The sequence below is a fragment of the Streptomyces sp. NPDC053427 genome, assembly GCF_044544985.1.
Classification (GTDB): domain Bacteria; phylum Actinomycetota; class Actinomycetes; order Streptomycetales; family Streptomycetaceae; genus Streptomyces.
The window spans coordinates 1-24,965 of record NZ_JBITYA010000020.1 but is presented as its reverse complement, the minus strand read 5'-3'; the positions used below and the strand labels follow the sequence as shown (position 1 = coordinate 24,965).

General features: G+C 73.3%; 23 protein-coding genes and 1 pseudogene. 9 read left to right on the top strand and 15 right to left on the bottom strand.

The window, feature by feature from the left end; all coding sequences use genetic code 11:
• Nucleotides 1-46 precede the first annotated feature (46 nt).
• Nucleotides 47-2,047 (bottom strand): FAD/NAD(P)-binding protein, encoded by a 2,001-nt coding sequence (locus ACIGWZ_RS38235; RefSeq protein ID WP_400072458.1) that lies wholly within the window; start codon nucleotides 2,045-2,047, stop codon nucleotides 47-49.
• On the bottom strand, nucleotides 2,044-2,904 hold the full coding sequence (locus tag ACIGWZ_RS38230; RefSeq protein ID WP_400072456.1) for an amino acid ABC transporter permease: 861 nt from the start codon (nucleotides 2,902-2,904) through the stop codon (nucleotides 2,044-2,046). The genes ACIGWZ_RS38235 and ACIGWZ_RS38230 overlap by 4 nt, the downstream gene beginning before the upstream one ends.
• A gap of 575 nt (nucleotides 2,905-3,479) precedes the next feature.
• Between ACIGWZ_RS38230 and ACIGWZ_RS38225 the strand changes: the two genes are divergently transcribed.
• From ACIGWZ_RS38225 to ACIGWZ_RS38215, 3 genes are read left to right on the top strand one after another with little or no spacing between them, the layout of a single operon-like run.
• On the top strand, nucleotides 3,480-3,617 hold the full coding sequence (locus tag ACIGWZ_RS38225; RefSeq protein WP_400072454.1) for a hypothetical protein: 138 nt from the start codon (nucleotides 3,480-3,482) through the stop codon (nucleotides 3,615-3,617).
• Complete coding sequence (locus ACIGWZ_RS38220) at nucleotides 3,614-4,177, top strand: GNAT family N-acetyltransferase (RefSeq protein WP_400072453.1); 564 nt, start codon at nucleotides 3,614-3,616, stop codon at nucleotides 4,175-4,177. Before ACIGWZ_RS38225 ends, ACIGWZ_RS38220 begins: the two co-directional genes overlap by 4 nt.
• Entirely contained in the window at nucleotides 4,174-5,127 is a 954-nt protein-coding gene (locus tag ACIGWZ_RS38215) for an ABC transporter substrate-binding protein (RefSeq protein ID WP_400072451.1), read from the top strand. Before ACIGWZ_RS38220 ends, ACIGWZ_RS38215 begins: the two co-directional genes overlap by 4 nt.
• A 7-nt stretch (nucleotides 5,128-5,134) precedes the next feature.
• On the opposite strand, the pseudogene ACIGWZ_RS38210 reads toward ACIGWZ_RS38215, so the two are convergent.
• Nucleotides 5,135-5,581 (bottom strand): annotated as a pseudogene (locus ACIGWZ_RS38210) (GTP-binding protein); the annotation flags it as partial.
• 666 nt (nucleotides 5,582-6,247) lie between these two features.
• On the opposite strand from ACIGWZ_RS38210, the gene ACIGWZ_RS38205 reads away from it, so the two are divergent.
• Entirely contained in the window at nucleotides 6,248-6,697 is a 450-nt protein-coding gene (locus tag ACIGWZ_RS38205; protein WP_400072449.1) for a cell division protein SepF, read from the top strand.
• Nucleotides 6,698-7,178: 481 nt separating this feature from the next.
• Here ACIGWZ_RS38205 and ACIGWZ_RS38200 read toward each other — a convergent pair whose 3' ends face one another.
• Together ACIGWZ_RS38200 and ACIGWZ_RS38195 are read right to left on the bottom strand one after the other, a co-directional pair.
• Nucleotides 7,179-8,375 (bottom strand): acyl-CoA dehydrogenase family protein, encoded by a 1,197-nt coding sequence (locus tag ACIGWZ_RS38200; protein ID WP_400072448.1) that lies wholly within the window; start codon nucleotides 8,373-8,375, stop codon nucleotides 7,179-7,181.
• A 142-nt stretch (nucleotides 8,376-8,517) separates the two neighbouring features.
• Nucleotides 8,518-10,155: an MFS transporter gene (locus ACIGWZ_RS38195; RefSeq protein WP_400072446.1), complete on the bottom strand. Its 1,638-nt coding sequence runs from the start codon at nucleotides 10,153-10,155 to the stop codon at nucleotides 8,518-8,520.
• Nucleotides 10,156-10,387: 232 nt separating this feature from the next.
• On the opposite strand from ACIGWZ_RS38195, the gene ACIGWZ_RS38190 reads away from it, so the two are divergent.
• Both ACIGWZ_RS38190 and ACIGWZ_RS38185 read left to right on the top strand, forming a co-directional pair.
• Nucleotides 10,388-11,563, top strand: a complete 1,176-nt coding sequence (locus ACIGWZ_RS38190; protein WP_400072444.1) for a hypothetical protein — start codon at nucleotides 10,388-10,390, stop codon at nucleotides 11,561-11,563.
• Between the two features lie 288 nt (nucleotides 11,564-11,851).
• Complete coding sequence (locus tag ACIGWZ_RS38185; RefSeq protein ID WP_400072442.1) at nucleotides 11,852-12,886, top strand: phosphatase PAP2 family protein; 1,035 nt, start codon at nucleotides 11,852-11,854, stop codon at nucleotides 12,884-12,886.
• 102 nt (nucleotides 12,887-12,988) lie between these two features.
• Here the strand turns inward: ACIGWZ_RS38185 and ACIGWZ_RS38180 are convergent, their stop codons facing one another.
• The 5 genes from ACIGWZ_RS38180 to ACIGWZ_RS38160 form a co-directional block, all read right to left on the bottom strand.
• Nucleotides 12,989-13,204: an I78 family peptidase inhibitor gene (locus ACIGWZ_RS38180; protein WP_400072440.1), complete on the bottom strand. Its 216-nt coding sequence runs from the start codon at nucleotides 13,202-13,204 to the stop codon at nucleotides 12,989-12,991.
• A 487-nt stretch (nucleotides 13,205-13,691) separates the two neighbouring features.
• Nucleotides 13,692-14,633 (bottom strand): MerR family transcriptional regulator, encoded by a 942-nt coding sequence (locus ACIGWZ_RS38175; protein WP_400072438.1) that lies wholly within the window; start codon nucleotides 14,631-14,633, stop codon nucleotides 13,692-13,694.
• 24 nt (nucleotides 14,634-14,657) lie between these two features.
• A complete protein-coding gene (locus ACIGWZ_RS38170) occupies nucleotides 14,658-15,683 on the bottom strand; it encodes a hypothetical protein (protein WP_400072436.1) in 1,026 nt (341 codons plus the stop codon).
• Nucleotides 15,680-16,939, bottom strand: a complete 1,260-nt coding sequence (locus ACIGWZ_RS38165; protein ID WP_400072434.1) for a glycosyltransferase family 4 protein — start codon at nucleotides 16,937-16,939, stop codon at nucleotides 15,680-15,682. Before ACIGWZ_RS38165 ends, ACIGWZ_RS38170 begins: the two co-directional genes overlap by 4 nt.
• A 256-nt stretch (nucleotides 16,940-17,195) precedes the next feature.
• Entirely contained in the window at nucleotides 17,196-17,684 is a 489-nt protein-coding gene (locus ACIGWZ_RS38160; RefSeq protein ID WP_400072432.1) for a transglycosylase family protein, read from the bottom strand.
• Nucleotides 17,685-17,969: 285 nt separating this feature from the next.
• On the opposite strand from ACIGWZ_RS38160, the gene ACIGWZ_RS38155 reads away from it, so the two are divergent.
• Together ACIGWZ_RS38155 and ACIGWZ_RS38150 are read left to right on the top strand one after the other, a co-directional pair.
• Nucleotides 17,970-18,779 (top strand): hypothetical protein, encoded by an 810-nt coding sequence (locus ACIGWZ_RS38155; protein WP_400072430.1) that lies wholly within the window; start codon nucleotides 17,970-17,972, stop codon nucleotides 18,777-18,779.
• Between the two features lie 118 nt (nucleotides 18,780-18,897).
• Entirely contained in the window at nucleotides 18,898-19,242 is a 345-nt protein-coding gene (locus ACIGWZ_RS38150) for a hypothetical protein (RefSeq protein ID WP_400072428.1), read from the top strand.
• A 42-nt stretch (nucleotides 19,243-19,284) separates the two neighbouring features.
• Here the strand turns inward: ACIGWZ_RS38150 and der are convergent, their stop codons facing one another.
• From der to aroH, 5 genes are all read right to left on the bottom strand, one after another.
• On the bottom strand, nucleotides 19,285-20,748 hold the full coding sequence (gene der, locus ACIGWZ_RS38145) for a ribosome biogenesis GTPase Der (RefSeq protein WP_400072426.1): 1,464 nt from the start codon (nucleotides 20,746-20,748) through the stop codon (nucleotides 19,285-19,287).
• 63 nt (nucleotides 20,749-20,811) lie between these two features.
• Nucleotides 20,812-21,468, bottom strand: a complete 657-nt coding sequence (locus ACIGWZ_RS38140) for a lysophospholipid acyltransferase family protein (RefSeq protein WP_400072424.1) — start codon at nucleotides 21,466-21,468, stop codon at nucleotides 20,812-20,814.
• Complete coding sequence (cmk, locus tag ACIGWZ_RS38135; protein ID WP_400072422.1) at nucleotides 21,465-22,184, bottom strand: (d)CMP kinase; 720 nt, start codon at nucleotides 22,182-22,184, stop codon at nucleotides 21,465-21,467. The genes ACIGWZ_RS38140 and cmk overlap by 4 nt, the downstream gene beginning before the upstream one ends.
• Nucleotides 22,185-22,282: 98 nt before the next feature.
• The gene (locus ACIGWZ_RS38130; protein ID WP_400072420.1) at nucleotides 22,283-23,368 is read right to left on the bottom strand and encodes a prephenate dehydrogenase; all 1,086 of its coding nucleotides are present in this window, start codon (nucleotides 23,366-23,368) and stop codon (nucleotides 22,283-22,285) included.
• Entirely contained in the window at nucleotides 23,365-23,727 is a 363-nt protein-coding gene (aroH, locus tag ACIGWZ_RS38125; protein ID WP_400072418.1) for a chorismate mutase, read from the bottom strand. The genes ACIGWZ_RS38130 and aroH overlap by 4 nt, the downstream gene beginning before the upstream one ends.
• A gap of 161 nt (nucleotides 23,728-23,888) precedes the next feature.
• On the opposite strand from aroH, the gene ACIGWZ_RS38120 reads away from it, so the two are divergent.
• The gene (locus ACIGWZ_RS38120) at nucleotides 23,889-24,581 is read left to right on the top strand and encodes a DNA polymerase beta superfamily protein (protein WP_400072416.1); all 693 of its coding nucleotides are present in this window, start codon (nucleotides 23,889-23,891) and stop codon (nucleotides 24,579-24,581) included.
• Nucleotides 24,582-24,965: the final 384 nt, after the last annotated feature.

Below are 24,965 nucleotides of genomic sequence, written 5' to 3'. Positions count from 1 at the left end.
CCGAGCACCGCCGCGCCCGGCGCGCCGACCGGGGTCGGCGGGGGGATCACCGGTCAGCGGCATGGGGGTCCTCGGGGGCGGGGACGGGTGCGGGGACGGGCAGCGGCGGAGTGGTCCGGTCCCGGAGGAAGGTGAGCAGGGCGCGGGCGGTGGCGTCGTTCTGCCGGAAGGCGGGGGCGTTGGTGCGGGGGCGGGCGAAGGCGCCGCCGGCGCGGGCGTCGGTGCCCGGGCCGAGGGCGAAGCGGCGCGGGTGCGGGCGGTACCCCCCGTTCGCGCGGGGCGGGGCGGTCGGGGGCGGGCCGGAGCGGTGCAGGATCCGGCCGTCGGCGGGCGCCACGGCCAGCAGTCCGGTGGGGGTGACGGCGGCGCCGTCGGCGTACAGGGTGCGCAGCAGGGCGTCCCGGGTGCGGGCGACGGTCGGCTCCGGCAGTCGCGCCTCCACCAGGGCGCGGGCCTCCAGGGACTCCCCCGGCACGGCGGCGCTCTCGGCGCGGAACACGCCGCGCCGCGCGTCGGCGGTGACGGTGGTGCCGGCGCCGAGGAAGCGCACCACCCCGGCCCGGGAGAGCGCGAGCAGTTGCCGCAGCCGCGGTCCGGGCGGCCCGGAGGCGAGGTAGCTGAAGAAGCCGTGCCACCAGGGGCCGCGGTCGCCGATCCGCACCAGCTGGCCGTACACCGACAGCAGGGCGAAGAAAACCGCCAGGTCGGGGCTGTGTGCGGGGTCGTGGCGGCGGGCGAGGTCGGCCTCGATGTAGCCGCGCATGCTCTCTTGCAGGGCCTCGCCGTCGGGGTGGCGGACGCCTGCCTGCGGATGGTCGAGGGCGTCCAGGTCGAGGCGGTCGGCGGGGTCCGGGACGGCGGCGCTCACCAGGGCCTGGAGTGCGGCGCTGCCGGGGTCGGCGGCGGCGTACTTCTCCTCGAAGTCCGGCCAGTTCATCCGGGTGCGTTCGCGGTGGGCGGTGAACAGCCGGTGGTAGTGGGCGAAGCCCAGCTCCTTGTCGATCAGCGGCCAGATGTCGCGCCGGAAATCTCCCCCGCTCCCGGCTCCGCGCGAGCGGGTCGCCCCCCACCGCCCGGTCCGGGCGAGCAGCGCATCGATCTGTGCGGGTCCGAAGAAGCGCGGCACCGGCGGGCGTTCGCCGTCGAGCTCGTAGCCGATCTTGGAGTGGTACGGGACGCCGCGCCGCGACCCGACGTGCAGGACCGGCTCGCGCCCGGAGGGCCGGTAGGTCAGCGTGCCGTCGGCGTCGGCCGTGTACGTACCGCCTCGGCCCTCGGTCAGCAGCACCATCAGGTCGATGAAGGCCAGCCCGAAGCCGCGGACGATGACCGGTTCGCCGGGGAGCAGCGCACCGAGATCGGCGTCGGCGGTGAAGGCGGGCGGCAGGTGGGTCAGGCCGTGTCGGGCCGCGAAATCGCTCAACTCCTGGTGTTCCGAGGAGAGTTCGGAGTCCAGGTGGCCCATGGTCAGTACCACCAGGTCGGCGGTGAGCGGCGTCGGACGGCCTTCCAGCCACACCTCCTGGCGGCCGTCGCGCGCTCCGGTGACCCGTACGGCCGTCCGGCGGTGCTCGTGTACGGCGATCCCCGGCGGCAGTGCGGCCACCGCCTGCTCGTGGACCCAGCTCAGATAGGCGCTCTGCAGCCGCCGGCCGGGGAAGTCGCGTGGTCCGAGGGCGGCGACGGCGTCGGCGAGGCCGTCCGCGGTGGGCTTCCCCTCGGCCGGGGGCCGGAAGCGGATCCGGCCGGCCCGTACCGCCTCGGCCCATTCGGCGAGCGAGGGGCCGGGCCGCACCGGGCCCGCCAGGTCCACGCTGTCGTCGGTGAACATGGTGACGTCCTCCGCGGTGGAGTTCATCCACAGCAGCGGCGACTGGGCAGCGCGCCAGATGCGGCCGCCGCCGGGCGGGTAGGGGTCGACGAGGTGCAGGTCGAGGGGCCGGTCACGGTAGAGCTCCGGGGCGTTGGCGGCGATCCGTTCGAGCACTCCGGTGCCCCGCGGCCCGGCGCCGACGATCACCACGGACGGGCGCGGGCGGGGGCTCATCGGGCACCGGCCGTCCCGCGGGCGTAGCGCCGCTCGAGGTAGTGCTGGCCGACGCCGAGCACCGAGGTGACGGCGATGTACCAGAGGGTGGCGACCAGCAGCAGCGGGATGACCTGGTAGGTGCGGTGGTAGACGAGCTGGACGGAGTAGAGCAGGTCCTGGACGGCGATGACGCTGACGATGGAGGTGCCCTTGAGGGTGCCGATCAGCATGTTTCCGGCCGGCGGCACGATCGTCCGCATCGCCTGCGGCAGCACGATCCGCCGCAGCCGCCGCCAGGCGCCGAGCCCCAGCGACTGGGCGGCCTCCAGCTGTCCCTTGTCGACGGAGAGGATGCCGCCGCGGACGACCTCGGTGGCGTAGGCGGCCTCGTGCAGGGTCAGGCCGATGACGGCGATGGCGACCGGGCTCAGCAGATGGACGGTCCTGATGCCCAGGACCGTCGGGTACAGGGCCCCGATGTTGAACCAGAACAGCAGCTGCACCAGGATCGGCATCGACCGGAAGAGCCAGACGTAGCCCCAGCTGACGCCGCGCAGCACGGGGTTGGCGGACAGCCGCATCGTGGCGAGGACGGTGCCCAGGGCGAAGCCCAGCACCATGACGAGGCCGGTCAGCCAGAGGGTGAGTCCCAGGCCGCGCAGTACGGCGGTGGTCAGGAAGTAGTCGGCGACGACGTCCCACTGGAAGGCGTCGTTGCGGACGACGGAGAGGACGGCCAGGGCGAGCAGGGCAAGGACGGCGGCGGCCGCGGTCCACTGGCCGGTGCGGCGGCGGGGCACGATGCGCGGGACGGTGGTGGGGTCCGTACGGCCGGGCGGGGCCAGGGCCGGTTCGGCGAGGGTGTCGGAGGGCATGCGAAGGCTCCGTGGATTCAGTGATCGAACACGGGAGTTGAGCGCCTTCACACAGGCGGAGCGCGTGACGCGGCACGCATCGGGCCGCGCCCCTCAGCACGGACCGGTTCCCGAGGCTATGGGGTGAACATGGCCTGCTGTCAAGGGTGTCCGTACGGTGAGCGGTGCGCCGAAAGGCAGTTGACGCGGAAACGGATGCCTGTTCCACTTGGCCCATGTACTCATGGCAGCGGCTGGTCACCCGCGACCACATCGACTTCGGTCGCGTGTGGTCGTCGTCCTGTTGAGCTGACGCCCTGCCCTGGAGCCCGTCGCCCATGAGGCCGGGCCGCTTCGCGGTTCTTCTCCCGTCACCGCGCCTTCACACCTCGCGCCGCCGCGCGGCGCACCCTCCCCTCGCTCGTCACGTGTGCCTTTCCGCTCGGCTTCCCCCGCTCCGCTTCCGCCACGTGGATTCCCTCAGTGGATTCCCTCAGTCGGTTTCCCCGGTGGGATTCCTTCGGTTGGACTCCTCGGTGGGATTCCCTCGGTTGGATTCCGCCACGTGGTTTTCCCCGCTCAGAGAAGGGCGCGGTATGCGCTTCGGCGTCATGACCTCGACCGACAACGTCCCGGACGCGCTGTCCGGGCGCCGCCTCTCCCCCGACCCGCCGCCGCGGCCGGCCCCGCCCGCCGCCGCGGTGCCGACGCTTGCCCCGGAGGCCGCACGATGACCGCACTGCCCCCCAAGTTGCCGGCGACGCTGCCGACGAGCGCCGGGACGGTGGTGCACACCACCGTCACCGACCCGCTCGCCCGCCCCCTGCTGGCGGAACTCACCCACGAGTACAGCACCCGCTACGGACGTCCCGTCGACCTCGGCCTGGAGTACCCGGCCGCCGAATTCGCCCCGCCACGGGGCGCGTTCCTGCTGCTCCTGGTGGACGGCGAGGCGGTCGCCGGCGGCGCCTACCGCCGCTACGACGCGACGACCGCCGAGCTCAAGAGGATCTGGACACACTCCGCGCACCGCCGCCGCGGCCTGGGCCTGCAGGTGGTCGAGGCCCTGGAACGGGACGCCGAATGCCGTGGCTACACCCGCATCCGGCTGACCACCGGCCCCCGTCAGCCGGAGGCCAAGGGGCTGTATCTGGCCGCGGGCTACCGCCCGCTGTTCGACCTGACCGCCGACCCGGAGTCCCTCGGCCCGCTGCCCTTCGAAAAGCATCTGAAGCACCCCGATCACCCCGATCATCCGGAGCACCCCGAGCACCTGGAGAACCCGCGCCCATGACCGGAACCACGCCCCGCACCGCCGCCCTGCGCACCGCCGCCCTCCTGGCCACCGCGGTCCTGGCGCTCACCGCCTGCGGCTCGGGCGCACCCCCGGCCGACGGCGCGGCGGGCCCGGCCGGACCGGCGGCCGCCAGGATCCCCACCTCGGACGTGGTCTCGGGCATCGAGGAGGATCCGGCCGCGGCCCGGCTGCTGCCCGCCGACGTCCGCAAGCGGGGCACGCTCTCCGTCGCCACCAGCGTGGGCAGCCCGCCCGGCGCCACCTACCTGGCCGACGGCAGGACCCTGGCCGGCCTGGACGTCGACTTCGCGGATGCGGTCGCCCAGGTCCTCGGCATCCGGCTCCGGCGGGAGGTGGCGAGCTTCGAGGCGATCCTGCCGGCTCTCGGCAGCGGCAAGTACGACCTGGGCACCGGCAACTTCGGGGTCACCGACGAGCGCCGCAGGACCATCGACTTCGTCACCTACATCAATGACGGCCAGGGCTTCGCGGCCCGTGAGGACAGCCCGCTGAAGAAGGTGACCTCGCTGCAGCAGCTGTGCGGGCTGACGGTCGCCACGGGGGCCGGCACCACCTTCGAGGCGACGCTGGAGAAGAACCGGCACCTGTGCAGGGAGGCGGGCAAGAAGCCGTACGACGTGAAGACCTACGCCGAGTCGGGCGCGCTGTGGATCTCGCTGCAACAGGGGCGCACCGATGTGGTGATGAGCACCATCAACGGGCTGCGCTACGCGGTGAAGCAGCAGTCGGGCCTGCGGTTCCTCAACGAGTTCAAGCGGCTGGACGTCGGCTTCGCGTTCAGGAAGGGGACGCCGCTGGCGCCCGCCGTCCGGGCCGCGGTCAACCGCCTGAAGAAGAACGGGAGTTATGACCGCATCCTGAAGAAGTGGGGCACCGGCGGGTCGGCGATCAGGACGTCGCGGATCAGTCCGCCGGAGATCCGATGAGCCCGGGGCGGGCATCGCAGGCCCTCGTGGGCACCCCGGCGTCGGTCCCCAGCGCTTCGCGCACCTCCGCGAGCTCGAAGTGCCGTGCCCCGTCGAAGCGGTTGACCGCCAGGACGAACGGGGTGGCGCGCTCCTCGAAGTAGTCCAGCGCCGGGAAGGAGTCCTCGATCCGCCGGGTGTCGACCGGCACGATGGCCCCCGGCCCGCCCTCGACCAGGTCGTCCCACAGGAACGAGAAGCGGTCCTGGCCGGGCGCGCCGAAGAGAGGGAGCACGATCGTCGGGCCGAGGGTGATCCGGCCGACGTCCAGCGCGACGGTCGTGGTGGTCTTGTTCTCCACGCCGACCGGCGAGTCCACCCCGATGGAGGCCTGGGTGACGGCGGCCTCGGTGTCCAGCGGTGCGATCTCGGAGACCGCGCCGATGATCGTGGTCCCGCCGACGCCGAGACCGCCGGGCGCAGAGCCGTCCGGGGCGGGCGGTCATGAAGCCCTGGAGGGCTTCGGAGAGGTGGGCGTCCTCGGCGGTGGTGCCGGCGTTGTCGTAGTCACCGACCTGCCGGGCCGCGGAGAGGCCCAGCAGCGCCAGGAGTACCACCAGGGACACGGCGAGGATGCGGATGAGCTCGGCGCGGAGGGTGCGGGGCGCCTCGACGGTGGCCGTGAATGCCGTTCGGAAGCGCTGGGACCTGGCTTCCGTGGTCCGACGTTTCCCCGTCCTGATCTTTCGGAGGGGATCTTTCGGGATGCAGAAGACGATCTGCACCCCGGCCAACGACCCTCCCTTGGGTCAGTCGCCCGATCATCGGCCCATAGCGCGGGCGCCCCCTCGGCACCTTCGGCATCTGCCCTGGTCCTGTGCCGGAACCGACCCCGGGGTTGGATCCGGGTTCCCGTGACCACTTGTCGACATCATCGGCCCGTACCGACCGTGATGCCCATCGCACTGTCAGTTTCTTTTCGGGGCGCGGGAACTGACGACACGCCACCCTCTTTGCACCAGATGTGTCACGAACCCCCCGTGCGGCGGCTATCCACTTGGCACACCCTCCGCATCATGCACGACGATAGGGGGCGGAACACGGAGAGACGGAACACCACCGCGGGTGAGAGGAGGCGTCAATGGGATCGGTGCGCAAGGCGAGTGCCTGGCTTGGCCTCGTCGACGACAACGATGACGAGCGCTACTACGACGACGACTACGCCGAGGGACCTGGGTCCGCCGCCCCGGCCGGCGACTCCTGGGTGACCGATCCCCGGGTCCAGGTGGCCGACCGGACCGCGCACGACCAGGGCACCCGCATCGCCACCGTCACCCCGGAAGGCTTCGGCGACGCCCGTGGCATCGGCGAGCTCTTCCGTGCGGGCGTCCCGGTGATCGTCAACCTGACGGCCATGGACCCCGGCGACGCCAAGCGCGTGGTGGACTTCGCGGCCGGCCTGATCTTCGGCCTGCGCGGTTCGATCGACCGCGTGGCCACCCGGGTCTTCCTGCTCACCCCGCCCGACTACAAGGTGGTCAGCGGGGGGCAGGAGGACCACCGCAACGGCGGGTTCTTCAACCAGAGCTGAGCGGGGCGGGGTGGGTGTTCCGGCCGGGGCCCTGGAGTTGCCCTCCGGGCAATGCGGCAACCGGAGCCGAGCGCGGTGGTGAGTGTTCCGGCCGGAGGCCCGGGGGTCGCCCCTCGGGAACTGCAGCAACCAGAGCCGAGCGCGGTGGTGAGTGTTCCGGCCGGAGGCCCGGGGGTCGCCCCTCGGGAAGTGCAGCAACCGGAGCCGAGCGCGGTGGTGAGTGTTCCAGCTGGGATCCGCGCTCCCGAGGCCCACGCTCCCGGGATCCGCACGCCGGAGCCCACGCTCCCGGGATCCGCACGCCGGAGCCCGCGCTCCCGCGGGTCCGCGCGCCCGGGGTTTCCGGGGACGCGGTGGTGCCGTGACGCGGCGGCGCCGGGGACGGGAACAAGCCCCGCCACCACCGCGTTGTGGACCCGCAGGGGGCGCCCGCATCCCTTAGGGAATGCGTTCGACGGCCCCCCAAGGGACGCCCGTCGGCCTACCGGAAGGCGTCGAGCCCGGTGAGCGCCTTGCCCAGCACCAGCTGGTGCATCTCGACGGTGCCCTCGTAGGTCAGCACCGATTCGAGATTGGTCGCGTGCCGCATCACGGGGTACTCCAGCGAGATCCCGTTGGCGCCCAGGATCGTCCGGGCGGTGCGGCAGATCTCGATGGCCTCCCGGACGTTGTTGAGCTTGCCGAAGCTGATCTGTTCGGGACGCAGCCGCCCCGCGTCCATCCGCAGCCCCAGGTGATGGGCCAGCAGGATCCCCTTGTGCAGCTCCACCGCCATATCGGCCAGCTTGGCCTGGGTGAGCTGGAAGCCGCCGATGGGCCTGCCGAACTGCTCGCGGGTGCGGGCGTAGTCGAGCGCCGCCTCGAAACAGGCCCGCGCGGCGCCCATCGAGCCCCAGACGATCCCGTAGCGGGCGTGGCTGAGGCAGCGCAGCGGGCCGCCGAGGCCCTTGGCGTCCGGCAGTACGGCATCGGCCGGCAGCCGTACGTCGTCGAGGACGAGCTCGCTGGTGACCGAGGCGCGCAGGGACCACTTGTGCTTGATCTCGGGCGCCGAGAAGCCGGGGGTGTCGGTGGGGACGGCGAACCCGCGGATGCCGTCGTCGGTCTGCGCCCAGACCACGGCGACCCCGGCGACCGAGCCGTTGGTGATCCACATCTTGCGTCCGTTGAGTACCCAGTCCCCGCCGTCCTTCTTGGCGTACGTCCGCATGCTCGCGGGGTCCGAGCCGTGGTCCGGCTCGGTCAGGCCGAAGCAGCCGATGACCTCGCCGGCCGCCATCCGCGGCAGCCACCGCTGCTTCTGCTCCTCGGATCCGAAGCGCCAGATCGCGTACATGGCGAGCGAGCCCTGGACGGAGACCAGCGAGCGGATGCCGGAGTCGGCGGCCTCCAGCTCCAGGCAGGCCAGGCCGTACTGGACCGCGGAGGCGCCCGCGCAGCCGTAGCCGGTCAGGGACATGCCCAGGGCGCCGAGGGAGCCCAGTTCGCGGGCGAGGCCTCGGATGTCGGGGAGTTCGCCGCGCTCGTACCAGTCGGCGATGTGGGGCAGGACGCGGTCGGCGGCCCACTGGCGGACGGTGCCGCGGACGGCGCGGTCCTCGTCGGTGAGCAGATCGTCGATGCCCAGCGGGTCGCCGGGGTCGAAGGACGGGAGCTTCGAGGGCAGCGGTGCGGACATGCGGGGCCTCCGGCAGGTTCAGCGCTCGCGCGTAAAACTAGCAGTGGTAGTTATTGCATGTCCGACGGTACGGCCCCCGGCGCCGCCCGAGCAAGGGTCGGCGCCGTGCGGCGGGGCGCGGGAGCGGGAGGCGCCAGGGCGGTCAGCGGGAGGAGCCGGCGGGAGCCGGTGCGCCGTCGCAGCCGGCCGCCTGCTCGCCCGCGGCGGCCTCGCCCTCGGCGCGCTCGGTGGACTCCGCGGCCCGGCGGGGCAGGCGCAGCGCGATCCCGGCGCCGACCAGCAGCAGCACGGCGCTGGCGACGAGGGTGACGTGCAGCCCGTGGACGAAGGAGTCGCGGGCGGCCTTGCGCAGCGCGGACCTGGCGGCGGGGCCCAGTCCGGCGGCCACCTTGTACGCCTCGCCGAGCGAATGCGACGCGGCGGCGGAGGAACGGCCGGGCACGCCGTCGACATGGCCGAGGCCGGGCGCGTACGCGGCGTTCATGACGCTGCCGAGCAGGGCGACGCCGATGCCCGCGCCGAGCTGGTAGGAGGTCTCCCCCAGGGCGGCGGCGCCGCCCGACTGCTCGGCGGGCGCCTCGCTGAGCATCGACTCGTACGCACCGAACAGCGTGGACTGGAAGCCGAAGCCGAGCAGGACGAAGCCGAGGGAGAGCAGCCAGGGGCGGTCGTGGTCGCTCATCATCGTCAGACACAGCACCGCGACGGCGGTCAAAGTGAAGCCGAGCGAGACCATGGCGCGCGGGCCGAGCGCCTGCAGCATCTTCGAGCCGGTGAGGCCAGCGGCCATGGCGGAGAACACCAGCGGCAGCATCCGCACGCCGGTCTGAAGCGGGGTCAGCCCGAGCACGAGCTGGAGGTACTGGACGGCGATCAGCTGGAGGCCCACCAGGGCGAGCATGGCCAGCACGATGCAGCCGACGGAGGTGCCGAACGCGGGGCGGGCGAAGAGCCGCATGTCGATCAGCGGGTGTTCGCGACGGTGCTGGCGGCGTACGAAGAGGATCAGCAGCAGGGTGCCGACGAGGATCGGGCCGAGCGTGGTCAGGCTCAGGACCGCCGTGCCGCCGCCGATGCGCTTGACGCCGAGGACGATGCCCAGCACGCCGAAGGCCGCGATGACCGCGCCGACCACGTCCCAGGGGCCGTTGCGCTCGCCCCGCGACTCCGGCAGCAGCCAGCGCCCTATCAGCAGCATCGCGGCCATCATCGGGATGTTGATGAGGAAGACCGAGCCCCACCAGAAGTTCTCGACGAGGAAGCCGCCCAGGACCGGGCCGACGGCGGCGCCGACCGCGGCCACCGCGCTCCACACGCCGATGGCGACCGCGCGTTCGCGCCGGTCGGGGAAGACCTGGCGCAGAATCGACAGCGTCGCGGGCATGATCATCGCGCCGCCGATGCCGAGCAGCGCGCGGGCCGCCATCAGGATCTGCGGGTTGGGCGCCAGCGCCGCGGCGGCGGAGGCCAGGCCGAAGAGGCCGTAGCCGAGGAGGAGGATGCGCCGGCGGCCGACGCGGTCGCCGAGCGTGCCGAAGAGGATCAGCAAGGACGCCGCTATCAGCGGATAGACATCGACGATCCACAGGAGTTCCACCGGGCCCGGCCGCAGGTCCTCGGTCACGGAGGGCACCGCCACGTACAGGATCGTGGTGTCCAGCGCGACGAAGAGCAGGCTGACGCAGAGCACGATCAGCACGGTCCAGCGGTTCGCACCGTCGCGGGTAAGCCGGGTAACACCAACCGTCCGTTCACTGCCGGACGCGGTCGTCCCGGACATGCAGTTCCTCCTGTCATGCTCTCGCGGCCGCGGATCAGGGCACGAGAACGCCCCGGGGAAACCGGCGGCACGGGCGAGTTGAGACGTCAGACTACGCGAGTCGCCCACCCTGCCGCGTGGCCCACCTCACGGTGAGACGCTCATCGCAGCGCCCGACGTTCCCTCGGTATTTCCGCTTCCGCCGCCGACGGTCGTTCTTCGGCCACCTGGATCATCGTCGATAATCGTCCGAATGAACGATCTTGCCTCCGCCGCAGTTCCCGGCCGGACCCGGGCGGCCGCCTTACAGGGCGCGCTGCGCCGCGCCGCGCCCGCGCTCGCGGCGTATGCCGCGATCCGGCTGCTGGGCGTGGCCGTGCTCGCGGTGTGGTCGGCGGCGAACGGCAAGGACTGGCACACGCTGCTGACCGCCCGTTGGGACTCGCTGTGGTACACCCGCGTCGCCGAGCAGGGCTACGGCTACACCGTCCACCTGGCCAACGGCGATGTGCACTCCAACCTGGCGTTCTTCCCGCTGCTGCCCTGGCTCGAGCAAGGCCTCGCGGCCGTCTCCCCGCTGTCGGCCGCCGACGCGGGACTGGCGGTGGCCTGGTCGGCGTCGCTGGCCGCGGCCTGGGCGCTGTACGCGACCGGCGAGCGGCTGCACGGCCCGCGGGCCGGCGTGGCGCTGGCCGCGCTGTGGGCCGCGCTGCCGGTCGGCATCGTGCAGTCGATGGCGTACTCGGAGTCGCTGTTCACGGCGCTGGCCGCCTGGGGCGTGTACGCCGCGGTGACCGGCCGCTGGGTGTGGGCGGGCGCGCTGGCCTCGCTGGCCGGGCTGACCCGGCCGGTGGGCGCCGCGGTCGTCGCGGCCGTGTGGGTCGCGGCCGCGGTGACGGTGTGGAACGAGCGGGCCGCCGGGGTCCGGCTGCGCACCGCGCTGCGTACCCACCCGGGCATGCTGACGGGCGTGCTGCTCGCGCCGCTGGGCTGGTGCGGCTACTTCCTGTGGGTGGGCGCGCGGCAGGGCAGCCTCACCGGCTATCTGGACGTCCAGGGCGGCTGGGGCAACGGCTTCGACGGCGGGGTGGCGTTCGTCCGCTTCCTGTGGCAGCTGCCGCCGCTCGCCGGGCTCGGTCTCGCGGCCGGCGTCGCGCTGGTGATCTGGCTGTATGTGCGCGGTGTCCGGCGGGGCCAGCCGGTTCCGCTGGCCGTCTACGGCGGGGTCGTCCTGCTGCTGGCGCTGACCGCCAAGGGCTACTTCGGCTCCAAGCCGCGGCTGATGATGCCCGCCTACCCGCTGCTGCTGCCGCTGGCCGTGGGGCTGGCGAAGTGGCGGCCGGTGCGGTCCTGGCTGGTCATCGGCCTGGTCGCGGCGGGATCGGCGGTCTACGGGGCGTTCTGGCTGAACGGGTCCGGCCCCCCGTGAGCGCAGCGGAGACCGGAGATGCGAGCGGAAGATCTTCCTCCGCGAAGTCCGCGGAAGGGAAACTTCGCGCGACGTCCGGGGAAATCGACGATAAACTCCTCCGGAGAAAAACAGATAAGCACGCGCAGTGACGACACGCGGGCGTCCGGCGGGGAATCGGAAACGCGCCGAATTCCCTTCCTAATCCCGGCGGCGACGCTCGGCTTGAGACGCATTCCACATCACATCGTTATTACAAAGCGCACAGTTTGACCAAGCGCCTACATCACACGCGGTAACGTCGATTGAGTGCGTACCGATGACAAGCTCGACCAGATGGAGGAGCGCCCGACCGACCGCGTTCAACCACCCCAGATGACCCGGACCCGCCTGTGGCTGTTCGGCGGCACGCTGGCGGTGTACGTCGCGATCGTGGTCGGAGTGCTGGTCTCTTCATGGCTGGTCACCTTCGACTGGCAGGTCATGTTCTTCCGGCCTTACAAGCAATGGCCGGAGATCCATGCCTTCCTCGACTACTTCGTGGTCCTGGGCCAGCGCGGCCCGACCGCGGTGGCGGTCGCGGCCTGGCTGGGCTGGCGCTGCTGGCGTCAGCGCAACCTCCACCCGCTGCTGGTGCTGGGCGCCTCGCTGCTGCTGCTGAACGTCACGGTGGGCGCCGCCAAGATCGGTATGGGCCGGCTCGGCCCGCACTACGCGACGACCGTCGGCGCCAATGAGATGTACCTGGGCGGCGATATATTCCCGTCGGGCCACACCGCGAACGCCGTCGTCACCTGGGGCGTCCTGGCCTATCTGGCGACCACCCCGCTGCGCCGCCGCACCCTGTCGGTGATCGCCGCGCTGGGCGCGCTGGGCGTCGGCATGACCACCGTCTACCTCGGTACGCACTGGGTCAGCGATGTGCTGCTCGGCTGGGCCGCGGGCCTGCTGGTGCTGCTGGCGATGCCCTGGCTGGAGCCCGGCGTCACGTGGATCGAGGACCGCCTCATGGGCATCATCCTGCGGCTGTGGCTGCGACTGCGCCCCGATTCGCTGCGCGGCCCGCTGCCGGTCGGCGCGCTGGCCCCCGGCGTCTCCCGTCAGCGCGTGGCCCCCGAGGGCGAGGTGCTCGTCCGCGAGACCATCGGCGCCGGTGCGGGCGGCCGTTCGGCCACCCGTCCCCAGGACGGCTGGCCGCACCACCCCGCGCGCCCGTACACCATCCGTTCCGAGCGCTCCCCGGTCACGCCCGCGGGCAGCCGGCGGCCGCCGCACGCCGACCGCGTCCCGCGCACCGCGCCGCTGAGCCCGACCTCCGGGCGCGGCCGCAACGGCACCGGCTGAGCACACCACGGGCCGCGGGGCCGGTACGCACACCCGCTGCCCCGCGACGAAGGCCCCGGCCGCTCCTCCCGAGCGGCCGGGGCCTTCGTCGCGGACGCTCCGTCAGCCCTGCCAGCTGCGATGCACCTGGCCGTCCTCGACCTCGAAATTGAGCCGGCCGACGAGGTACTCCATGGTGATCATCGCGCCCGGCGCCAGGGACCGTACGGTGGTCCAGCCGCGCGCTCGGGCCCGCTCCTCGGCGTCCTGCTGGGCGAGGCCGACGTAGGCCTCGATGTCGTCCTGGGGTGTGTTCGGAAGATCCGGTACGGGTGCCATGACAGCCACCGTAGGCGTCCGCGCCTGCGGGCGGAAGGCCGGTCCGACGCACGGTCCGGTGTCCGCCCGGCACTTCATTGGTCACACTTGTGTCACAGCGAAGGCCGCCGCGTTTGCAGTAACTTCCGTCACCCGTACGTGCCGTGCGTTGGGGCAACCGGGTGGAAATCAAAGCCGCCGGAATTCCGCCTCGATCGCCGGTAAATCGGGGTGTGATCAGCCCGCCCCGGGGACCGGACGGTGTCCGGAATTCACGCCGCACCGGACGGGGATTCCGTATACCCGAGGCCTTTTGCCGGCCGCCGGGGAATTGCTCAACCGAGACACATCCCACACACATTTCCCGCACATCGCCCCGCCGCGGGGCCGTCCCGCGGCGGGGGCGGGGCGGTACGTCGTTCCGGCGCCCGGCGCTCCCGGCACCGGGGACGGCCGGTCCCTGCTCCCGGGGCCCGCCGCCGCGCCGGCCCGTACCCGCCCGCCCGGATCAGCCCGCCGCGCCCAGGGCGCCGACCAGCCAGGCGTGCGCGGTGCCCATCGTCGGGTACCCGCCGCCGGTCACCTCGTCGACATGGCGCCAGTACGCCGCCATCCGCGGGTCCTCGCCCGCCCGTACGGTCTCGCGCAGCCCGGCACGGAAGGCGTCGTCGTCCCGCTCTCCGTAGGCCTGGGCGTGCGCCCCGACGAAGGCGTCCAGCTCGGCGCCGGGTGCGGGCGGGCGGCCGGCGGCGGCCGCCGCGGCGGCGAGCGGATAGGCCTCGCCCAGGCCCCGGTAGAGGGCGACGGGGTCCGCGCGGCCCGCGAGCCCGGTCGCTGGCGGGGGCCGGTCGCAGCGCCCGGCCGCGCTCATCCGGGACCGGGACGTGAAGGCGTGCAGCCGGGCACAGCCGACCGCCTGGGCCGGGTCCGGGTCGGCGGGCGGGGCGGGCACCGCCTCGTCGAGGATGGCGGCCAGCAGGGGCGGCGGCAGCTCGCGGGGCAGCAGGCGGCGCCAGAAGCGGACCGGCGCCTCGCTGGTCGGCGGCTGCGGGACGGCACCCAGCAGGCGCAGCAGCGCCGGGCGTTCGGCCGGCGGCGCCTCGGTGACCGCGCGCAGGGCGGCCTGCCGCCAGCGCAGCGCGGCCAGCCGGCCGCCCAGATCCCGGAGCCGTTCGGCCAGGGCGGCCTCCAGGGAGCCGCCCCCGAGGGCGTCGGCGACGGCGGGCAGCGACAGCCCGAAGGCCCGCAGATCGCGGATGCGGTGCAGGCGCTCCAGCGCCTCGGGGGCGTAGCGGCGATGGCCGCCGCCGCTGCGCCCGGCGTCCGGCAGCAGCCCCTCGTCCGAGTAGTGACGCACGGTCTTGACCGTCACCCCGGCGCGGCGCGCCAGCTCCCCGATGGTCAGCAACTGCGACCGCCCGGCGGCCCGTTCCCCCTCGCTCCGCTCCATCCCCGGTACGTTAGCCGCCGTGCGTCAGGCGTCCTCTTCCGGGCCCGCGACCCGTATCGCCAGGTCGTTGTCGAGGGTGTAGTACGGGCCGACCCGGACCTGTGCGGCGGCGGCCTGCACCGGGAGCGCGGGATAGCTGAAGACCTGCTTCTTGTCCGGTACGTCGTCCAGAAGGCGGGCGATCCGCACCGGCGGGGCGCCCGCGGCCGGCCGCAGCCACAGGTCCCACGGTTCGCTGCCGCTCCGCCAGCTCCCGGCCAGCTCCTCGTAGGGCAGCGTGAAAGTGAAGTCCGGGCCCTCGACGGCGAGCGGGACGGTGACGGCGGCGGGGGCGGCGCCCGGGGACCGCGGGGTGCGCCGGGCGCGGGCCTCGGCCTGGGCGCCGGCCGCCGGGGCGGCGCCGTAGAGGCGGCCGGAGACCGTCATGCCGTCGGGCGTGACCACGATGTCGCCGGCCTCGGCGTGCGGGCCGCGCAGCCAGCTGCGCAGCGCGAGGTTGCCGAACTTGGTGGCGTAGGGGATGCGCACGCCGAGCCGGCCGATTCCCGCCAGCGGGCGGCGGTCCACCAGGGAGCGCAGGTCGTTGACGCCCGGCAGCAGGCGGCGCGGGTCCCGGCCGTCGCCCAGGTCCGCGTAGGCGTTCCAGCGGCCCTCGGCGAGCGCGACGGTGCTGGGCAGCACCGCGCGCAGCCGCCCGGCGCCGTTCGGCCCGAGCGGCAGGCGTACCTCGTCGTCCGCGCCGTCGCCGCCGCGCAGCCGCAGTACCAGGGCGGCGTTCCAGGAGGTGTGGGTGTCCTCCGGGGCGTTCAGGTCGAAGGTGAGGCCGCCCGCGGAGTCGGCGATGCAGTCGGCCCGCAGCTCCACCGGGGCGGGCCGACTGCCGCGGTCCGGGGCGGCTGCCGGAACCTTGGGTTCCTGATCGATGGCCGAGCGCTCCTTCGTCGTCGTTTTCGTCGTCGTTTTCGTCGTCGTTCTCGTCGTGGCCTTCGCCGTGGCCCCGGTCGGGTCCGTCGTCGACCCGGTCGCGGGCGGCTGCGTCGAGGCGTTCATGCCGTCCGTACCCCTCCCATCACGGCACGGGCCGCGTCCTTGGTGGCGTACGCGCCGCTGAGCAGCGCCCCCCGGGCGCGGTGCCAGGTGCCGCGCAGGCGGTTGCCGCGGCGGCTCGCGAGCAGGTCGCCGAAGAGCGCTTCGTAGCGCCCGGCGACCGTGGCGGGGTCGAAGCGGCCGGACGCGGTGAGCGCGGCGCGGCCCATCCGCCTGCGGGCGTCGTCGTCGTTGATCAGGTCCAGCAGCGAGGCGGCCAGCGCCTGCGGATCGCCGACCGGCACCAGCTTGCCGTCCACCCCGTCGTCGATGATCTCGCCGGGGCCGTGCGGGCAGTCGGTGGCGACCACCGGCAGCCCGCAGCGCATCGCCTCCACGATCGTCATCCCGAAGGATTCGAGGCTGGAGGAGACCGCGGCGATGGAGCCCTTGGCCCACTCGGGCTCCAGGGGGTTGGCCGGCCCCATCAGGAAGACGTGGTTGTACAGGCCGAGTTCCTCGATCAGGGCGCGCAGCGCGGCCTTCTCGGCGCCGCCGCCGTAGATCCGCAGCCGCCAGTCGGGGCGCCGGGCGGCGACCTCGGCGAAGGCGCGGATGAGGACGTCATAGCGCTTGACGCGGGCGAGCCGGCCGGCCGCGACGACCCACTTGCCGCTGCCGTCGGCGGGCTGCAGGCCCGGCGCGGGCACACTGTTGGGCACCGCCTCGACGCGGACGCCGGGCAGCCGCAGCGCCCGGCGGTAGGCGCGGGCGTCGGCCTCGGTGACGGTGGTGACCGCGTCCAGCCGCGGATAGGCGCCGCGCAGCGCCAGCTTGAGGTCCCGGGAGTGGGTGTCCAGGGTCAGATGCTCCTGCCCGATGCGCACCGGGCCGCGGCGGGCCTGCCGGGCGATGTGGACGTTCAGTCCGGGCCGGGTGCCGACCACCACGTCCGCCTCGATACGGCGCAGATGCTGGGCGATACGGCGGTCGGTGAGCTCGCTGTACTGGGCGTAGCGGCCCTCGGCGGCGGGGAAGACCTTGGCGGGGCGTCGGTGCGCGGGGTCGGCGGCGTCGTGGCCGGGGCCGGATTCCCTGATGTCGACGAGATGCCGCAGGGCGACGCCGGGGCCGAGGTCGAAGACCGGGGTGTCGCGGTGACGCAGTACGGAGACGATCTCGACGTCGTGCCGTTCGGCGAGCGTGCGGGCCAGGTTGAACGTCGTGCGGATCGTCCCCCCGATCCCGTACGCGTTGTGAATCAGGAATGAGATGTGCATCCGTCCCCGTGTCCCCTGGTCTGCCGGTCGTGCCTGGTTCTCCCCTCGGATGCAGGCCGCGCGCCCCCCGGCGGCGTCGTGCATCCGACTGCCGAACGGTAGGACGCGGAAGAAGGGTTCCGGGTTGGGGGCTTTCGCCAAGTTGTTCCGAAAAGGTTAGGTCATCGGTAGCAACGTGGGGGAACCTGAAGGCCCCGGATTGCATCGCGCGACCGGTGGTCGGGGCCGGCGGACGGCGAAGCGGGCGGTCCGTCCGTCACATCCCGGTCAGGTCGGCCTGATCGGCCGGATCGGCCGGGTCGAGCGGCTCGAGCGGGTCGGGGCGCGGGACGTACGTCTTCCCGGTGAGCCCGTAGTGCCTGGAGCAGGCGGGCCAGGCGCGCCAGCCCTGGGCGGCGAGGACCTTCTCGGCGATCGCGATCTGCTCGTCGCGGGTGGCGAGGTCGGCGCGCGGCGCGTAGTCGAGGCCGCCGTAGCCCTTCCAGGTCCGCTGCCCGAACTGCAGACCGCCGTAGTAGCCGTTGCCGGTGTTGGCCCGCCAGTTGCCGCCGCTCTCGCACTTGGCGACGCAGCCCCAGGGCCATTGGTCTCCGGCACAGGCGTAATCGGCCGTGTCCCAGCCGTCCCAGTCCCCGGAGCGCGGCGCGGCGGAGGCGCCACCGGGCAGGCTCAGGGCCAGGAGGGCGGCCGCCGCGGCGAGCACACAGGCGGCGCCGCGGCGCCGCGCCGAGAAGTGGTCGGACATAGCCGGTCACGTTAGGCAGCCGCCGGCCCGGGAGCCGCGCGCCGCGCCCGTGGCGCCGGCCGGCTCCACCCGCTCCGGCGCAGGAAGAGCGGCCATTCGCGGCATGCTCCGGGCGGAGATCGACCGCCTGCGGGCACGTCGGGAACGCTGCCCGCCGTTCACCCGTGTGCGTCGATGGGTTCGATTCTGTTCCCGTGCGCGCGTGACTCCGGCCGCGGGTCACCCGTTGTCCTTGTACGAGCCGGAAGACCCCCCGGCAACCGCTCAGAGATCGAGGAGCCACCCGTGCCGCGCATGCTCGACGTCAGCGACGACGTTCGCGCCGAGATCGGCGACGAAGAAGCCGACCGCCTGCTGGCCGGTGGCGACGCCCCCGGCAGCTACGACTGCACCTCTTGCCGCACCCCCGGCGACAGCGAGCAGGAGCACACCAGCACCGTCCTGTTCGTGGGCGAGGAGACCGCGGTGCTCGCATTCGCGCACGCGACATGCATCCCCTCGCAGGTCGTCCCGGTCTCGGAGGAACAGCTCCAGGGAGCCGTACGCTCCATCACCGGCGAGGACGCCGCCGCCCGCACGCCCGGACCGGACGCCGCGCCGGGCGCCCCGGCCGCCGCCGGCGAGCGCCAGGCGACCCTGGGGATCACCTGCGGTCTGGTGCTGGTCGAGGGCGAACTGCGCCCGGCCCTGGTCGTGGAGCCCAACGGCCCGATCGCCCGCCCCGGCTCGACGGGCCAGGGCGACGACTTCCTTCCGCTGCTGCGGGAGCAGGGCTTCACCGACGTGCGGGACATGAACCAGCTCCCCGCCCCGAACCCGGGCTGGTCCGCGCTGCTCGCCATGGGCAGGCTGCACGCCGTCCTCCAGCCGGGCGCCGCCGGCAGCCAGTCCGCGTGGTGGCAGGCCCATCAGCCGCTGGCCGTCTCCGAGGGCTGGCGGGCGGCCGCCAACAAGGCGCAGGCCGTGCTGATGTACGCCGCACCCGTGGGCACCATCGGCCACCAGCCGCGGGAGGACCTGATGCGCCAGGCGCTGGAGCAGGCCGCCGCGCGGGGCGTCCTGGTGGCCGCGGCGATGCCGCTGGCCGGCACCTGAGGCGCGCGGCTGTACCGATCGCGGGAGCGGCACCGCCCGATGGGCGGTATTGCCCCCGCGATCAGCCATTTCCGGGCGAAAGCCGCATCCCACGAGCATCGGGGTCGTTGGCACATACGTGCACGCATACGACCCGTCCTCCCGCGCCCAGTACCCCCACCCGATCCCCGGCATGCGCCCGTCGCACGAGCCCGGGGCGACGCGTACCAGTGACCGCGCCTCGGCCACGCCGATCTATGACGCGCTGTACGCCGAGTACCGCCGCTCCTTCAGAGCTCTGCCCGGGGACCGTACGGACGAGCCGGAGATCCCGGAATCGCTGCGCGGAAACGGGAGCTGGAGCCGGACGACGGCGTCGACGGGCCACTGGGAGGTCGTGGGGCGGCAGCCGTACCACCCTCGGGGGCACGTCCCGGCGGCGCTGCCACCGGGACAGCGGGACGCCCGGTCGCAGGGGCGCTGAGCACCCCCGGCCGGCCGCCGCCGCCCCGTTCCCTCGGCGCCGCTACTTCTTCTTGGCGCCGCGCTTCTCGCGCACCCGCACCGAGATGTGGATCGGCGTCCCGTCGAAGCCGAACTCCTCGCGCAGCCGTCGCTCGACGAAGCGGCGGTAGCCCGCCTCCAGGAAGCCGGAGGCGAACAGGACGAAGCGCGGCGGCTTCGTGCCGGCCTGGGTGCCGAAGAGGATGCGGGGCTGCTTGCCGCCGCGGATCGGGTGCGGGTGGGAGGCCACGATCTCGCCGAGGAAGGCGTTCAGCCGCCCCGTGGGGATCCGGGTCTCCCAGCCGGCCAGCGCGGTCTCGATCGCGGGGACCAGCTTCTCCATGTGGCGGCCGGTGCGCGCGGAGACGTTGACCCGCATCGCCCACGGGATCTGGACGAGGTCCCGCTCGATCTCCCGCTCCAGGTAGAAGCGGCGCTCTTCGTCGAGGGTGTCCCACTTGTTGTACGCGATGACCAGGGCGCGCCCGGCCTCCACGGCCATCGTGATGATCCGCTGGTCCTGGACGCTGATGGACTCGCTGGCGTCGATCAGGACGACCGCGACCTCGGCCTTCTCCACGGCGGCTGCGGTGCGCAGCGAGGCGTAGTAGTCGGCGCCTTCCTGGAGGTGCACCCGGCGGCGGATGCCGGCGGTGTCCACGAACTTCCAGGTCTTGCCGCCGAGTTCGATCATCTCGTCGACCGGGTCGCGGGTGGTGCCGGCGATCTCGTTGACGACCACCCGCTCCTCGCCGGCGACCTTGTTCAGCAGCGAGGACTTGCCGACGTTCGGGCGGCCGATCAGCGCGATCCGGCGGGGGCCGCCGACGGCCGCGCCGAAGGTCTGCGCGGGCGCCTCGGGCAGCGCCTCCAGGGCGGCGTCCAGCATGTCGCCGGTGCCGCGGCCGTGCAGCGCGGAGATGGGGTGCGGCTCGCCCAGGCCCAGCGACCACAGCATGGCCGCGTCGGCCTCGCCGGAGGCGCCGTCGACCTTGTTGGCGACCAGCACGACGGGCTTGCCGGAGCGGCGCAGCAGCTTGACGACGGCCTCGTCGGTGTCGGTCGCGCCGACCTTGGAGTCGACGACGAAGACGACCGCGTCGGCTGCATCGATGGCGAACTCGGCCTGCATCGCGACGGAGGCGTCGATGCCGAGGACGTCCTGCTCCCAGCCGCCGGTGTCGACGACCTTGAAGCGGCGGCCGTTCCAGTCGGCCTCGTAGGTGACGCGGTCGCGGGTGACGCCCGGCTTGTCCTCGACGACCGCCTCGCGGCGGCCGATGATGCGGTTCACCAGGGTCGACTTGCCGACATTGGGGCGGCCGATGACGGCGAGGACGGGCAGCGGGCCGTGACCCGCCGCCGCGATGTCGCCCCCGACCTCCTGGAGGTCGAAGCCCTCTTCCGCGGCGAGCTCCATGAACTCCGCGTACTCGGCGTCGCCAAGCGCACCGTGCTCGTCGCCGGTGTGGATCTGGTCGTTCATGAAGTCCGTTCCTCGTTCATCATCGGTGGGCCGTTCGTACACGGCCCACTACTCAAGTTTGGGTCAGCGCCCGGTCAGGCGCCTGGCCTGTGCCAGGTGGGCGGTCAGCCGCTCCTGGATCCGTACGGTCGCCTCGTCCAGCGCCTTACGGGTGCGCCGCCCGCTGCCGTCGCCCGCTTCGAAGGCGTCACCGAAGACGACGTCGACGCGGCCGCGCAGCGGCGGTACGGCCGGGGTCAGCCGGCTCCTGCGGTCGGTGCTGCCGAGCACCGCGACGGGCACGACCGGGGCGCCGGAGCGCACCGCGAAGTACGCCAGCCCGGCCCGCAGCGACGCGAAGTCCCCCTCGCCGCGGGTGCCTTCGGGGAAGATCCCCAGCACCCCGCCGCGCTCCAGCACCCCGAGCGCGTCGGTGATCGCCTTGCGGTCGGCGGTGCTGCGGTCCACCTTCAGCTGGCCGATACCCCGCAGGAAGGGGTCCAGCGGGCCGACGAAAGCTTCCTTCTTGATCAGGAAGTGCACCGGCCGCGGCGCGGTGCCCATCAGCATCGGCCCGTCGAGGCCGTGCGAGTGGTTGACGGCGAGGATCACCGGACCGGCGGACGGAACCCGCCAGGCGCCCAGCACCCGCGGCCGCCACAGCCCGTACATCAGGCCGATGCCGATCCGCCGGCCGACCGCGGCACCGGCCGGGCTCGGGGCCTTGCCGCTGTCGGTCACGGGGCGAGCCCCGCCTTTGCGGCGCTCGCGCCCTCGATGAGGGTGACCACGCACTCGATGACCTGCTCCAGGGTCAGCTCGGTGGTGTCCACCTCGACCGCGTCGTCGGCCTTGGCCAGCGGGGAGGTCTTGCGGGAGGAGTCGGCGGCGTCCCGCTTGATCAGCGCCTCGCGGGTGGCGGCCAGGTCGGTGGCCTCCTTGCCCTTGAGCTCGCCGCTGCGGCGTGCCGCGCGGGCCTCGGCGGAGGCGGTGAGGAAGACCTTGAGGTCGGCGTCCGGCAGGACCGTTATGCCGATGTCGCGGCCCTCGACCACGATGCCGCTGGGGGCCTCGGCGGCGATGGTGCGCTGGAGGTCGGTGATCCGGGCGCGCACCTCGGGGACCGCGCTGACGGCGCTGACCGCGGCGGTGACCTCCTGGGTACGGATCGGGCCCGCGGCATCCAGGCCGTCGACCGCGATGGTCGGGGCGGCCGGGTCCGTACCGGAGACGATGTGGGGCTTGGCGGCGGCGTCGGCGACGGCGGTGGCGTCGTTCACATCGATGCCGTTGGTCAGCATCCACCACGTGATCGCGCGGTACTGGGCGCCGGTGTCGAGGTAGCCGAGCCCCAGCTTGGCGGCGACGGCCTTGGACGTGCTGGACTTGCCCGTGCCTGCGGGGCCGTCGATGGCGACAATCACTGCTGCCGGGGCGGTCCGGGTGGCGGTTTCCACGGTGACGAACACCTTTCCTGTGCACGGGGCGGAGGTCCAAGGCCCACGAAGGCCTCGGACAAGGTTACTGGCTCACCCGCACCGCCCCGTCCACGGTCTCACTGCCGGATCGACCAGCCCCGCTCCCGCAGCTCGGCGGTCAGCCCCGGCACCGCGGCCGGCTCGACCGTGAGCTGGATGAAACCGGCCTGCTGACCGGTGGCGTGCTCGATGCGGACGTCCTCGATGTTGACCCCGGCCCGGCCGGCGTCGGCGAAGATCCGGGCCAGCTCGCCCGGCTGGTCACCGATGTACACGGCGACGGTCTCGTACGCGGCGGGGGCGGCGCCGTGCTTGCCCGGCACCCGCTCGCGCCCGGCGTTGCCGCGGCGCAGCACGTCCTCGATGCCCCCGGCGCCCACGCCGCGCTTGTCCTCGTCGGCGGATTCCAGGGCGCGCAGCGACCGTACGGTCTCGTCCAGGTCGGCGGCGACCTCGGCCAGCACATCGGCGACCGGGCCCGGATTGGCGGACAGGATGTCGATCCACATCGCCGGGTCCGAGGCCGCGATCCGCGTCACATCCCGGATGCCCTGGCCGCACAGCCGCACCGCGGTCTCGTCGGCGCCCTTGAGGCGGGCGGCGACCAGGCTGGAGAGCAGCTGCGGGGTGTGGGAGACCAGGGCGACGGCGCGGTCGTGGGCGTCGGCGTCCATGACCACCGGGACGGCCCGGCACAGCGCCACCAGCTCCAGGGCGAGGTTGAGGACCTCGGTGTCGCCGTCGCGGGTCGGGGTGAGCACCCAGGGCCGGCCCTCGAAGAGGTCGGCGGTGGCGGCCAGCGGGCCGGAGCGCTCCTTGCCCGCCATCGGGTGGGTGCCGAGGTAGCCGGTCAGGTCGCAGCCCAGCGCCTGCAGCTCGCGGCGCGGGCCGCCCTTGACGCTGGCGACGTCGATGTACGCGCGGGCCGCGCCGCGCTCGATGGCGCCGGCCAGCGCCGCCGCGACATGGGCGGGCGGCACCGCCACCACGGCCAGATCGACCGGGCCGGGCGGCGCCTCCGCAGTGCCCGCGCCCAGGGCGGCGGCCGTCAGGGCCTGCGCCTGGTCGTGGTCCTCGAGGTAGACCTGGACGCCGCGGGCGTTCAGCGCGAGCGCGGCCGACGTGCCGATCAGGCCCGTTCCGATGACGAGTGCGGTCCTCACTGGGCAATGTCCTTCCGCAGCGCCCCGGCCGCGCCGAGGTAGACATGGGCGATCCCGGCCTTGGACAGCCCGGTCTCGACATGGGCGAGCACCCGCACCACCCGCTCCATGGCGCCGGTCACGTCCAGCTCCTGGGCGCAGATCAGCGGCACATCGGTGATCCCGATGCTGCGTGCGGCGGCCGCCGGGAAGTCGCTGTGCAGATCGGGGGTGGCGGTGAACCACACGCTGATGAGGTCGTCCAGCTCCAGGTCGTTGCGCTCCAGGACGGCGAGGAGCAGCTCGGCGACCTGCTCCCGCATGTGCTGCGCGTCGTCCCGTTCCAGCTGGACGGCCCCCCGGACCGCTCGTACCGCCACGTCACCGCTCCCTGCGTCCTGTGCCGCGTACGCCGCTGCGTATGCGCCTGCGTACGCGATTGCGTACGCACTGCTCAGCGTAACCAGCGGCACCGACAGCCGTGCGCCCAGCGCCTCAAATCCGGTGACAGCCGCCGCCCCGGCCAGCGACAATCGCCCGCATGCCGACCGATCCCACGGGCCATGAGCTGGTTGCCGAACACACCGTGTACGCCTGCGTGATGGGCTCGCGCGCCTTCGGGCTGGCGACGGAGGACAGCGACACCGACCGGCGGGGTGTCTATCTCGCCCCCACCCCTCTCTTCTGGCGCTTCGAGAAGCCGCCGACGCATGTGGAGGGGCCGCGCGAGGAGGAGTTCTCCTGGGAGCTGGAGCGGTTCTGCGAGCTGGGCCTGCGCGCGAACCCGAACATCCTGGAGTGCCTGCACTCCCCGTTCGTGGAGCGCGTCGACGCCACCGGCCGGGAGCTGCTCGCGCTGCGCGGCGCGTTTCTCTCCCGGCAGGCGCATCGCACCTTCGCCGGTTACGCCGCCGGCCAGCTCAAGCAGTTGCAGGCCGACGTACGGCAGCGCGGGGCGCCCCGGTGGAAGCACGCCATGCATCTGCTGCGCCTGCTGGCGAGCTCGCGCGATCTGCTGCGTACGGGCGTCCTCACACCGGACGTCGGCGAAGCCCGCGAGGAGCTGCTGGCGGTCAGGCGGGGCGAGGTCCCCTGGCCCGTTGTCGAGCGGCGGATGGCCACACTGTCGGAGGAGGCCGCGGCGGCGGTGTCCGGCTCACCCCTGCCGGCCGACCCGGACCGGGCCCGGGTGGCGGATTTCCTCTTCCGGGCCCGGCGGGGTGCGGCGCGCTGAGTCTTCTCCCCACGTTGTCGGCCGTCCCGCCGTGGGGCTTCGCCTGGGCCCCACGTTGTCGGCCGTCCCGCCGTGGGGCTTTCTCTCCGTAGCGCCTGCGGCGGGCTGGTGCCGCTGCGCGGGGCCGTTCGGCAGCGGCACCAGGCCTACACGGCTCCGCCGCTACGACCCGGCACCTCCCCGTTGAGGGTGGAGAGAAGACGGTGGGGGTGTACGTACGTGGTCAGGTGTCTCTTGTGGACCGGTCATGGTGAACGGACAACTCCACGCCCGCCCCCATCGACCCCTCCCACCCACCCACGGGAGGGGACGGACCGTAGCGGCGGAGCCGTGTAGGGCCGGCACCGCTCCCGACAAACCCACGCCCGCCGCAGGCGCAACGGC